Below are 11,258 nucleotides of genomic sequence, written 5' to 3'. Positions count from 1 at the left end.
TGAGGGCGGAAGCCGTGACATCCGCCCTGCTTTCCAGAGTGACCTCGTCCGTGCGGTACGTGGGCCTGAGAGATTCCGGGGAGGATTTGCTCCTTCGGCGCCTCCGATGGTGTCTGGAGGACTCTCCCGCACGGGGTCAGCAGCCGTTGTCAGCCTACCAGCGCGGTCAACGCACGAACCTTCGAGTGGCCGCCTCCTCGATTGTGCCGTTTTGTTGTGTTTACGGATGAGTTGCGACCATGTGGAGGGCCCGTGCGAACCGATATCGATCCGCGCAACCTGATCGGCCGCAAGGCGTTCGACCGCAACGGAACCAGGATCGGCACGATCGACGAGGTCTACCTCGACGACGCCACCGGCGTCCCGGAGTGGGCGGCGATACGGACCGGCCTGTTCAGCAGGGACGCCTTCGTCCCCCTCGAGCCCAGCGAGCTGATCGACGGTGCCCTCCATGTGCCCTTCGACCGCGCCCTGATCAGGGACGCCCCCGACTTCGGCGTGGGCCGCCACCTCTCCCCGGAGCAGGAACTCCAGCTCTACCACCACTACGGCCTCGACGTGGCCGCCCCTCCCCCGCTCCAGGACCACGAGTTCGGCAAACTGGCCGGCAAGGACGAGACGGCCTGAAGGCCCCCGGCGGACGCCTAGGGGGCGGCGGAGCGCAGCCCCACACCCCCGGATTCACCATCCGGCCCATGGCCCCCCTCGGACTCGCGTAACACCAACGGCAATGGATCCGCCGGCTCCAACTCCGGATCGTCGACCCGGAAGGTCCGCACCCGCCCGGGCTCGGAGCCGGGCGTCTCAAACCGTACGGTGACCCGCCCCAGGCCGCTGCCCTGCACCCACCCGTGCCCGAACCCGGCATGCCTCACATCGTGCCCGGCGGGCCACCGCCGCTCGGCCGGCGCGGGCCGCTCCTCGACGACCGGCGCCGCGGCGTGCTCCTCGACCGGGCCCTCCGCGACCGCCCGCTCTCCGGCCGCCTGCGCGAACAGGTCCTCCTGCGTGTAGTCGGCGAGCCCGCTGACACCCACTCCGAGCAGCCGCACGCCGCCCGTGGTGTCGACCGAGTCCAGCAGTCTGGCCGCCGCTTCACGGATCACCCCGGGATCGTCCGTCGGCCCGCGCAGCGTCTCGGACCGGGTGCGTGTCGAGAAGTCGTACCGCCGCACCTTCAGCACGATGGTCCGCCCGGACAGCCCGGCCCCGCGCAGCCGCTGTACGCAGCGGTCGGCGAGCCGCTGCACCTCCAGCCCGACCCGCAGCCGGTCGTGGATGTCCACGTCGTAGGTGTCCTCGACCGACACCGACTTCGCTTCCCGCTCCGCCACCACGGGCCGGTCGTCCCGCGCCAGGGCCATGGCGTAGAGCCCGTGTCCGTGCGCCTTTCCCAGCAGCCTGACCAGCTCGTCCTCACCCGCCTCGGCGATCTCCTCGACCGTGGTGATCCCGGCCCGCCGCAGATGGTCGCCCGTCGCCGGCCCGACCCCCGGCAGGGTCCGCACCGACATCGGCCCCAGCATCGCCCGCTCCGTCCCCGGCTCGATCACGACCAGCCCGTCGGGCTTGGCCTGCTCAGAGGCGATCTTCGCGAGCATCTTGGACGCGGCCAGTCCCACCGACCCCGTGAGCCCGGTGACGGCCCGGATGTCCGCACGCAGCTTCACCCCGGCCAACTTCGCCGACCGCTCGTCCCAGGCCGCCCCTCCGGCCTCCAGGTCCACGAACGCCTCGTCCAGGCTCAGCGGCTCCACCAGCGGCGACAGCGCCCCCAGCAGCTCCATCACCCGCTCGCTGATCGCCCGGTAGAACCCGAAGCGCGGCACGAGATACGCGGCGTTGGGCGCGAGCCGCCGGGCCTGCGCCATGGGCAGCGCCGAGTGCACCCCGAACACCCGGGCCTCGTACGACGCGGTCGCGACCACACCCCGCGGCCCGAGCCCGCCCACGACCACGGCCTTCCCGCGCAGGCTCGGCTTGGACGCCTGCTCCACCGAGGCGAAGAAGGCATCCATGTCGAGATGCAGGATCGTGGGCGCGGTTCTCACAACTCCGATGCTGCCCTACGCCACTGACAACGCCGTGCCGAACCGTCCCGGCCGCCCCGGGAGACAGCGCTTACAACCCGGTGCGGAAACGTCCCGCCTCCTGCGGCCGCCTGCGCACCGCACCGTCCAACGGGTCAGACGGCCCGGTTCCGCCGCCGCGCCAGCTCGTCCGCCGGGTTGGGCCCGACCAGGGTCTCGCCGGTGTCGATCCGCTCCCCGTGCAGCTGGGACAGCGCGCCCTCGACATCCCGCCACACCACTCCCACGGCGATTCCGAAGACCCCCTGCCCCCCTTGGAGCAGGGCGTGGACCTCGTCGGGCGAGGTGCACTCGTAGACCGTCGCACCGTCACTCATCAGCGTCATCCGCTCCAGGTCGCGGAAACCGCGTTCCCTGAGGTGCTGGACCGCCGTGCGGATGTTCTGCAGCGACACCCCGGTGTCGAGGAACCGCTTGACGATCTTCAGGACGACGACGTCCCGGAAGCTGTACAACCGCTGTGTCCCGGACCCGTAGGCGGGGCGCACGCTGGGCTCGACGAGACCGGTGCGGGCCCAGTAGTCCAGTTGCCGGTAGGTGATACCGGCGGCCGCGCAGGCCGTGGGGCCTCGATAGCCGATCTGCTCGGACGCCATGGACGTCGTCCCTCCGCTGCTCGGCACCGCCGACGGTCGCTGCGGAGCTTGATCGGCCGCACCGTCGGGCTGGGGGTACCCCCCGCCCGAAAGGAGCCGAGAGCCGGGGGGAGCGTACGGACCGCTCGCCCTGAGACTGCGCTCGGGGCCGCCCCCAGCCGTACCGTCGCCGCTGCTGCTCACGCCGACCTCCGTCCTTGACCTGCCTTCTCGACGGTAGGCAGTCACCCGGGGTGCGTCAACGATCGCCACACTCGCCACGCCGAGTGATAATCACCCTAAGAGTGGTTTCCCGTGCCCCACCGCGGGGAAAGGCTAGCCGAATGCCTTCGGCGCGGGCCGTGTGACGCTCGCACCGGCCACCGGCACATGCGGGCAATTCACCCCTCACACATACGGCGGCGGCCCTGCCGCGGACTCATCGTCCGCCGGGCCGCCCACGCGTCTCACGACCGCTCATGCTCCCCGCCCGGCCGGCACTCACCGGCCTCCGGAGCTCACTGGCTGCTGCTGCCGAAGTCCTCCGGGGAGATCTGGTCGAGGAACTCGCGGAACTTCTCCACCTCGTCCTCCTGCTCGTCCGGGATCGCGATGCCGGCGTCGTCGAGGACCGTGTCACTCCCGTAGATCGGCGTCCCGGTGCGCAGGGCCAGCGCTATGGCGTCGGACGGGCGCGCGCTCACCTCGACGCCGCTGGCGAAGACCAGCTCCGCGTAGAAGACGCCCTCACGCAGGTCCGTGATACGCACTTCCGTGAGCTCCTGACCGACGGCTTCCAGCACGTCCTTGAACAGGTCGTGGGTCAGCGGCCGCGCGGGAGCCATGCCCTGCTGGGCGAAGGCGATCGCCGTCGCCTCACCCGGCCCGATCCAGATGGGGAGGTAACGGTCGCCTCCCACTTCACGCAGCAGCACGATCGGTTGGTTGGAGGGCATTTCGACCCGGACACCTACGACATCGAGCTCGTTCACACAGCAACCCTAGGCCGTGCTCGGGACGTTTGGGTAGTCGGGCCGGGATCGGGCGCCTGATCCGGCCCCCACGTGTCCGGCCGCCTCATGGCAGCCGCACCCCGAGCGCCGTCTGCACCAGCGCGGCGTGCAGCTTCACCGTGAGCCCCGCCAGCTCCTTGGTACGGGCCTCCGCATGAGCCCTGGTCTGCGGGTTCCGGTGCCGCTTCAGCGGGGCCACCACCTGGTCCACGAGCCCGGCCTCGCGGTCGGCGGCGGCCTTCATCACCCGCAGGTGCCGCGGCTCGATCCCGAACCGCCCCAGCTCGGCGACGAGCGCCGCCACGGTGACCGCCTCGGCCTCGTACGCCCCGTCCTCCAGTGGAGTGACCAGCCCGTACGACTCCCACTCCTTGAGCTCCTCCTCGTCCACCCCGGCGGCGGCGAGCAGCTCCTCACGCCCGACCCTGGCAGCCGTGGGCGGCCCCTCGAAGGGCTCGGGCGCGGAATCGCCGTCACGCTGACGGCCCACGGTCGGCAGCGGGACCGCCTCACCGCGCTCCATGGCCTCCAGGTGCTCGCGAATCACCTTCAGGGGCAGATAGTGGTCCCGCTGCATCCGCAGGACGTGACCGAGGCGCTCGACGTCGCGGGCACTGAACTTGCGATACCCCGAGGGAGTCCGCTGTGGCTCGATGAGCCCCTCCGACTCCAGGAAGCGGATCTTGGAGATGGTGACTTCGGGAAACTCGTCGCGCAGCACGTTCAGCACCGTGCCGATGCTCATCAGCCCACTGTCCGTGGCGGCGGCGCCGTGCCCGGCACCGCCGCTCGGTGTATGAAGCATGGACCTTCCCTGACGGACGGACCTTCGCTGGGATCACCCGGAGGCGGTCCGGGTCAGTAGCCCCGCTGGCTGGCGTAGAAGACCAGCCGGTACTTGCCGATCTGCACCTCGTCGCCGTTGCTGACAGCGACCTGGTCGATCCGCTCGCGGTTCACGTACGTGCCGTTCAGGCTGCCCACGTCGGCCACCGTGAACGAGCCGTCCTGACCGCGACGGAACTCCACGTGCCGCCGGGAGACCGTCACGTCGTCCAGGAAGATGTCGCTCTGCGGATGACGGCCGGCCGTGGTCAGATCGCCGTCCAGCAGGAAACGGCTGCCCGAGTTCGGCCCGCGGCGCACGACCAGGAGCGCGGAACCCAGCGGCAGCGCGTCCACGGCCGCCTGCGCCTCGGGAGACAGCGTCGGCGTAGGCGTCTGGCCGGTGGCCTCGGCGTCGTAGGCCTCGAGACCGGAGATGGAGATCGTGGAGGTCGTCTCGGACGGACGCTCCGGCGTCGCGCCCGGCCGCAGCGGCGCGCCGCAGTTGGAGCAGAAGCGGCTGTTCTCCGCGTTGCGGTTGCCGCACCTCGTACACACCAGGGCCGACATCGGATCCTCCTGCCGCGGCTGCCCACCCGGAGCATTGGACGCATACGGGTCGGAAAACCCTCCACCCGCACTTGAGGGTTGCCCGAAACCTATGCCGCCGGGCTGCGCAGGGTCAACCGACGGCGCGCCCTGACCTCCGGAAACGTCGCCGCCCGGACCGCCGACCTGGTCCCGGAACAGCGGCCGCTGACCCTCCGCGTCAGGCTGTGCGCGATGACGGGCGGTCGCATTGTCGCTGCCCTCTCGCGGGCTCTTGCCGAACAACTTCGCAAACAACTTCACGGGCGATTCCCCTTGACCGAAACAGACCCGCCCGTGGGGCAGGACGAACCCTGACTGAACACTCTGGCCGACCCGGACATCCTGACAACGTCCGTCTGCACCAGACAGTTTCCACCACGCACCACCCATTCGGTGCGCCGACCCCCCGCAACCTCATGCCCTCGCCGGACGCCGCCCATGCACCGCCGGTTCACTGGGAGGACGACCGAGCGTAGTCAGGCCGCTTCGCTGCTCGCAAGGCGTCCACGACGATCTTGGTCGACCGCTCCACGGTGACGATGGCCTGTTCCTTCTCGAGAGTCTGCACCACACCTCCGGGGATGTTGAGCGCCGGCTCGAGGTCCTGCGACTTGCCGATGACCTTGAAACGATAGGGCGCGTTGATCTTGTTCCCGTCGACGCTCACACCCTTGCCGGAATCCGTGAGATACGTACCGGCGACGACCCGTACGCCGTTCACCTGGATCGCCTCGGCACCCGCCGCACGCAGTTCCTGGACAGCGTCGAGCAGCATGTCCGACTCGACCGTCCCCTTCGTGTCCTCGATGGTCATGGTGATGCCGGGCCCCTGCGCGGCCACCGTGCCCGCCAGGATGCCGAGTTGCCGCTCCTTCTCGATGGTCTGCTTCCGGGCCTCCTCGGCCTGGTCGGAGCTGTTCTCCAGCTCGTCGCGCTGCTTCTCGAGACCCTGCTTCTCGTCCTCAAGACGCTGGGTACGGTCATCCAGTTCATCGAGGATGCGAACAAGATCTTCCTGGCGCGCACCGCGCAGGGCGCTGTCACTGTCGCTGTTCGACGCCACCTGCACGGCCAGCCCGAAGCCCAGGCCGAACAGCAGCAGCGCGACGATGAGTTGGGCCCGGCTGAGCCGCGGCGGCCACAGCCCCTGCACCAGCCGCTGCCGACCGGTCAGCCGCGGCTCGGGCGCCGCTTCCGGCTCCGACTCCGGATCCGGATCAGGCACGGGCTCGGGAGCCGGCTCAGGCTCCGGGGTGTCCTGGGCGGCAGGCTCCGCCGCGGCCACCTCCTGGGGCAGCTCCTTGCGGAGCCGGTTCCCGGGCTTGCCGGTCGCGTCGCGCTGCTCCGCGCGCGGGTCGCCGTTCTCCTCGGCGCGCTTGTCGTCGTGCTCGCTCATCCGCCTCACGCCCGGAACACGTGCCGGCGGATCGCCGCGGCGTTGGAGAAGATCCGGATACCGAGGACGACCACCACACCGGTGGACAGCTGGGCACCCACGCCCAACTTGTCACCCAGGAACACGATCAACGCGGCCACGACCACGTTCGACAGGAACGACACCACGAAGACCTTGTCGTCGAAGATGCCGTCGAGCATGGCGCGCAGACCGCCGAAGACGGCGTCGAGCGCCGCCACGACAGCGATCGGCAGATAAGGCTCGACCACCGCCGGAACCTCAGGCCGGACCAACAGGCCGGCCACGACTCCCACGACGAGGCCCAGTACGGCGATCACGATGTGCCCTTCTCGCTCTTCTCAGTGCTCGGCTGTGCTGTACGTACGATCACACTCGGTGCGGCAGGCAGCCGGAGGTCGTCCTCCGCGGAGATGGCCGTCCTGACTCCGTAGCTCTCCTGGAGCGCGTTCAGATACAGGCCGTCCGCGCTGTTCTGGAACCGCGTGCTCAGCTCTTGCCCGTCCCCCACCGCAAGCACCGTGTACGGCGGCACCAGCGGTTTGTTGTCGACCAGTATCGCGTCCCCCGCGGCCCTGATCGCGGACAGCGCCGTCAGCCGCTGCCCGTTGATGGAGACGGCCTCGGCGCCCGACTCCCACAGCCCGTTGACCACGCGCTGCATGTCCCGGTCACGCACCCGGCCGGTGTCGGCGAACCCCGAGTTCTCGCGCGGATCGCCGTCACCGCCCGCACCGGTGTCCTTGGCGTCGTTCACCACGAGCTTCACGCCGGGACCGTGCACCGCGGCGGCGCCGGACAGTATGCCCACCAGGTCGGACCCGGCGCTGCCACTGTGCCTCAGCGCCTCGCGCTGCCGGGCGCTCACGTCCGCGCGCAGCTCGTCGACGGAGTCCTCCAGCTTGTCCGCCGTCTCGCTCTCCCGATCGATGCGGTCGACCAGCTCTTCCCGCTCCTTGGCGACCACCGGTGCGGCGACCCGTGCCTGGGCCGCTCCGACGGTCACGATCAGGGCCGCGAGCACCAGGCCCGCCGCGAGCCCCAGCTTCGCCCTGAGCGTCTTCGGCAGCCCGGCGTCGCCCGCGGCCTTCTTCCGCTCGGCGGCCTCGGCATATCCGTCGTCGAGGCTGTGGTCCATGACGTTGGTGAGCAATGACATGGACGCATCCGGGCGCCGGGGCCGCGTCGGTGTGCTCCGAATGGGGGGTTGCTGCGGCATGCCGCACATCGTCGCACGTCGCGGCCACTACCTCCGAACGGCCCCACCGGCGTGCCGGACAGGCCCCGTTGAGGACACTTGTCCGGCACGCACACGTGCAGCCGGTTCTACCGGCCTGCGCTGTCCACGACCGCCGACCATTCGTCCAGCAGGGCCTGCGCGGAGGCGTCGTCCGGCCCCTCGGCCCACAGGTGGGTGACCGCCTCCGCCGGGTCGGGCAGCACCATCACCCAGCGCCCGTCGGTCTCCACCACACGCACGCCGTCCGTGGTGTCCACGAAGCGATCTCCCGCCGCCTCGACGACCCGCCGCATCACGAGCCCCTTGACAGCCCACGGCGTCGCCAGGTCCCGCTTCAGGACGTGCGCCCGCGGGATCCGGGCATCGATCTGGCTCAGCGTGAGCTGCGTCCGCGCCACGAGCCCGATGAGCCGTACGAAGGCCGCGGTGGCGTCGTACACGCTGCTGAACTCAGGGACGATGAACCCGCCCTTGCCGTCACCGCCGAAGATCGTCCCTTCCTCACCACCGACGCGTGTGAGGTCGTCGGGGGAGGTCGTCGTCCACTCGACCTGGGTCCCGTGGTACGCCGCCACCTGCTCGGCGATCCGGGTCGTGGTCACCGGGAGCGCGACCCTGCCGCTGCGCCGCTCCGCGGCCACGAGGTCCAGCATCACGAGCAGCGCCCGGTCGTCCTCGATGATGCGCCCCTTCTCGTCGACTAGGGACAGCCGCTCACCGACCGGGTCGAACCGCACCCCGAAGGCGGCACCGGAGGACGCCACGATCTCCCCGAGACGCACCATCCCCGACCGCCGCATGTCGGCCGTCTCCGTCGGCCTGGACTCGTCCAGACCGGGGTTGATCGTCAGCGAGTCGACGCCGAGCTTCCCGAGCAGACTCGGCAGCACGAGTCCGGCGCTGCCGTTGGACGCGTCCACGACGACCTTCAGCCCGGACTCGGAGATGCCCGTCGTGTCGACGTTCCGCAGCAACGACCCGGTGTACGAATCGAAGACGCTGGCCGGGAAATGCAGGTCCCCGATCTCACCGGGGAACGCCCTTCGGTACTCCTGCCGCGCGAACACCCGGTCCAGCTTCCGCTGGCTGCCCTGCGACAGGTCGGCACCGTTCCCGTCGAAGAACATGATGTCCACGGAGTCCGGCACCCCGGGCGTGGTCCGGATCATGATCCCGCCGGCACTGCCCCGCGCGGTCTGCTGCCGGGCCACGGGCAGCGGAACATTCTCCAGATCCCGTACGTCGATGGCGCTGGCCTGCAACGCGGAGATCACCGCCCGCTTCAGCGCACGGGCACCACGCGAATGGTCCCGGGCCGTGGTGACGGTCGAGCCCTTCTTCAGGGTGGTCGCATACGCACCGGCAAGCCGCACGGCCAGTTCCGGCGTGATCTCGACGTTCAGGATTCCGGACACACCGCGGGCTCCGAAGAGGTGCGCCTGCCCCCTGGACTCCCAGATGACCGAGGTGTTGACGAAAGCACCGGCTTCGATGGTCTTGAACGGATAGACTCGCACATTGCCCTGGACAATCGATTCTTCACCGATCAGGCACTCATCACCGATGACCGCCCCGTCCTCGATCCGCGCCGCACGCATGATGTCGGTGTTCTTCCCGACCACGCACCCGCGCAGATTGCTGTGCGGCCCCACGTAGACGTTGTCGTGAACCACGGACTTGTGCAGAAAGGCACCGCTCTTGACCACCACGTTGGAGCCCACGACGGAGTGCTCACGGAGCTCCGCGCCGGCCTCGACCTTGGCGTAGTCACCGATGTAAAGCGGACCGCGGAGCACGGCGTCGGGATGCACCTCCGCGCCCTCCGCAACCCACACGCCGGCGGAGATCTCGAACCCGTCGATGTCGACGTCGACCTTGCCCTCCAGGACGTCGGCCTGCGCCTTCACATAGCTCTCGTGAGTGCCGACGTCCTCCCAGTACCCCTCGGCCACAAAGCCGTAGACGGGCTTGCCTTCCTTCATCAACTGCGGGAAGACATCACCGGACCAGTCGACGGGCACATCGGGCTCGACATAGTCGAAGACCTCGGGCTCCATGACGTAGATGCCGGTGTTCACCGTGTCTGAGAAGACCTGGCCCCAGGTGGGCTTCTCGAGGAAGCGCTCCACCTTGCCTTCCTCGTCGACAATGGTGATGCCGAATTCCAGCGGATTGGGAACACGCGTCAGACAAACCGTGACCAGCGCGCCCTTTTCCTTGTGGAAATTGATGAGCTCGGTGAGGTCGAAATCTGTCAGAGCATCGCCGGAGATGACGAGGAAGGCATCGTCCTTCAATGCCTCTTCGGCGTTCTTGACGCTTCCGGCGGTACCGAGTGGCTTCTCCTCATTGGCATAGGTCAGCTCCATACCGAGCTCTTCGCCGTCACCGAAGTAGTTCTTGACGAGCGAGGCCAGGAACTGGACGGTAACGACTGTTTCATTGAGCCCATGCCTTTTGAGCAGCCGCAGAACGTGCTCCATGATCGGGCGGTTGGCCACGGGCAGGAGCGGCTTGGGCATGCTTGAGGTCATGGGGCGAAGACGCGTGCCTTCGCCTCCGGCCATCACGACGGCCTTCATGTCGGAAGCGTCCTCCTCTAAGAGACGACGGTCTAGCCGACTTCCCCCGCCAGGATTGTCCCCCACTTTTCGACCACGGGCCATCGGACAGCCACGGTGGGACCAATCCGCAAGTTCAGTCGGCCATGGCGTCCGCACGGACCAGGCGGCGGACTTGTACCACGTAGAGGACTCCTGCCCACCAGTACAGCGTTGTACCCCATCCGGCGAACGCCCATCCGAAAATGGCAGCCAGTGACGAGATCCATCCCGTGCCGTCACTGAGCAGGAGCAGCGGGAAGGCATACATCAGGTTGAAGGTGGCGGCCTTGCCCAGGAAGTTCACCTGGGGCGGCGGATAGCCGTGGCGCCGGAGGATGCCCACCATCACCAGCAGAACCAGCTCTCGCGCCAGAAGTGCAGCGGTCAACCAGAGGGGCAGAATCTCCCGCCAGGTGAGACCGACCAGAGTCGAGAGAATGTAGAGCCGGTCGGCCGCGGGATCGAGAAGCCGGCCGAGGCTGCTGATCTGGTTCCAGTGCCGTGCGAGCTTGCCGTCCAGGTAGTCACTGATGCCGCTCAGGGCCAGTACCAGAAGGGCCCAGCCGTCACTCTTGGGCCCACCGAACTCAGGCCTCAGAATCAGCCACAGGAAGAGGGGTACGCCAACGAGCCGAGCCATGCTGAGGATGTTCGGGATGGTGAGCACACGGTCCGTCTGGACGCGAGTCTCCTGAACCTCCACCCGGGGGCCTCCTGTGGGAAACGTGCCAACGATGCTCACTGACCTTACCTCAACGCAAAAAAGCTCTGGCTCTCGGGCTGTGTGCCCAAGAGCCAGAGCTCTAAAAGGAGTTCGGCGGCGTCCTACTCTCCCACAGGGTCCCCCCTGCAGTACCATCGGCGCTGAAAGGCTTAGCTTCCGGGTTCGGAATGTAACCGGGCGTTT

Annotated in this window: 10 protein-coding genes, 1 rRNA gene, 1 pseudogene and 1 riboswitch; of the genes and pseudogenes, 1 reads left to right on the top strand and 11 read right to left on the bottom strand. The window is 68.7% G+C overall.

Translation table 11 applies throughout. The features are described 5' to 3' along the window. Positions 1–43: 43 nt before the first annotated feature. Positions 44–139, bottom strand: a riboswitch (glycine riboswitch). Between the two features lie 113 nt (positions 140–252). Then, positions 253–627 (top strand): PRC-barrel domain-containing protein, encoded by a 375-nt coding sequence (locus tag ACFT4A_RS00060; protein WP_382824442.1) that lies wholly within the window; start codon positions 253–255, stop codon positions 625–627. On the opposite strand, the pseudogene ACFT4A_RS00055 reads toward ACFT4A_RS00060, so the two are convergent. The 11 genes and pseudogenes from ACFT4A_RS00055 to rrf all read right to left on the bottom strand — a co-directional run. Then, a pseudogene (locus ACFT4A_RS00055) lies at positions 546–2,051 on the bottom strand (DNA polymerase IV). The gene ACFT4A_RS00060 and the pseudogene ACFT4A_RS00055 overlap by 82 nt on opposite strands. Positions 2,052–2,185: 134 nt before the next feature. Then, positions 2,186–2,869 (bottom strand): MerR family transcriptional regulator, encoded by a 684-nt coding sequence (locus ACFT4A_RS00050; RefSeq protein ID WP_382824440.1) that lies wholly within the window; start codon positions 2,867–2,869, stop codon positions 2,186–2,188. 314 nt (positions 2,870–3,183) lie between these two features. Next, positions 3,184–3,657: a bifunctional nuclease family protein gene (locus ACFT4A_RS00045; protein WP_003988851.1), complete on the bottom strand. Its 474-nt coding sequence runs from the start codon at positions 3,655–3,657 to the stop codon at positions 3,184–3,186. A gap of 85 nt (positions 3,658–3,742) precedes the next feature. Further along, a complete protein-coding gene (locus ACFT4A_RS00040) occupies positions 3,743–4,483 on the bottom strand; it encodes a MerR family transcriptional regulator (RefSeq protein WP_382824439.1) in 741 nt (246 codons plus the stop codon). 53 nt (positions 4,484–4,536) lie between these two features. Continuing rightward, on the bottom strand, positions 4,537–5,484 hold the full coding sequence (locus tag ACFT4A_RS00035) for an FHA domain-containing protein (RefSeq protein ID WP_328415869.1): 948 nt from the start codon (positions 5,482–5,484) through the stop codon (positions 4,537–4,539). A 61-nt stretch (positions 5,485–5,545) separates the two neighbouring features. Beyond that, entirely contained in the window at positions 5,546–6,490 is a 945-nt protein-coding gene (locus tag ACFT4A_RS00030; protein WP_382824436.1) for a DUF881 domain-containing protein, read from the bottom strand. Positions 6,491–6,495: 5 nt separating this feature from the next. Further along, positions 6,496–6,828 (bottom strand): small basic family protein, encoded by a 333-nt coding sequence (locus ACFT4A_RS00025; protein ID WP_003988855.1) that lies wholly within the window; start codon positions 6,826–6,828, stop codon positions 6,496–6,498. Further along, positions 6,825–7,736 carry a DUF881 domain-containing protein gene (locus ACFT4A_RS00020; protein ID WP_382824435.1) on the bottom strand — a complete coding sequence of 304 codons (912 nt, stop codon included), beginning with the start codon at positions 7,734–7,736 and terminating at the stop codon, positions 6,825–6,827. Before ACFT4A_RS00020 ends, ACFT4A_RS00025 begins: the two co-directional genes overlap by 4 nt. Before the next feature lie 98 nt (positions 7,737–7,834). After that, entirely contained in the window at positions 7,835–10,330 is a 2,496-nt protein-coding gene (locus ACFT4A_RS00015) for a sugar phosphate nucleotidyltransferase (RefSeq protein ID WP_382825193.1), read from the bottom strand. Positions 10,331–10,445: 115 nt separating this feature from the next. Then, positions 10,446–11,054, bottom strand: a complete 609-nt coding sequence (locus ACFT4A_RS00010) for a CDP-alcohol phosphatidyltransferase family protein (protein WP_382824434.1) — start codon at positions 11,052–11,054, stop codon at positions 10,446–10,448. A 109-nt stretch (positions 11,055–11,163) separates the two neighbouring features. Continuing rightward, positions 11,164–11,258, bottom strand: a 5S ribosomal RNA gene (rrf, locus tag ACFT4A_RS00005); the annotation flags it as partial.

This window comes from Streptomyces sp. NPDC057099, from assembly GCF_042671245.1.
Classification (GTDB): domain Bacteria; phylum Actinomycetota; class Actinomycetes; order Streptomycetales; family Streptomycetaceae; genus Streptomyces; species Streptomyces purpurascens.
The sequence above is the reverse complement of the archived record's forward strand: the minus strand, read 5'-3'. Positions and strand labels throughout refer to the sequence as shown.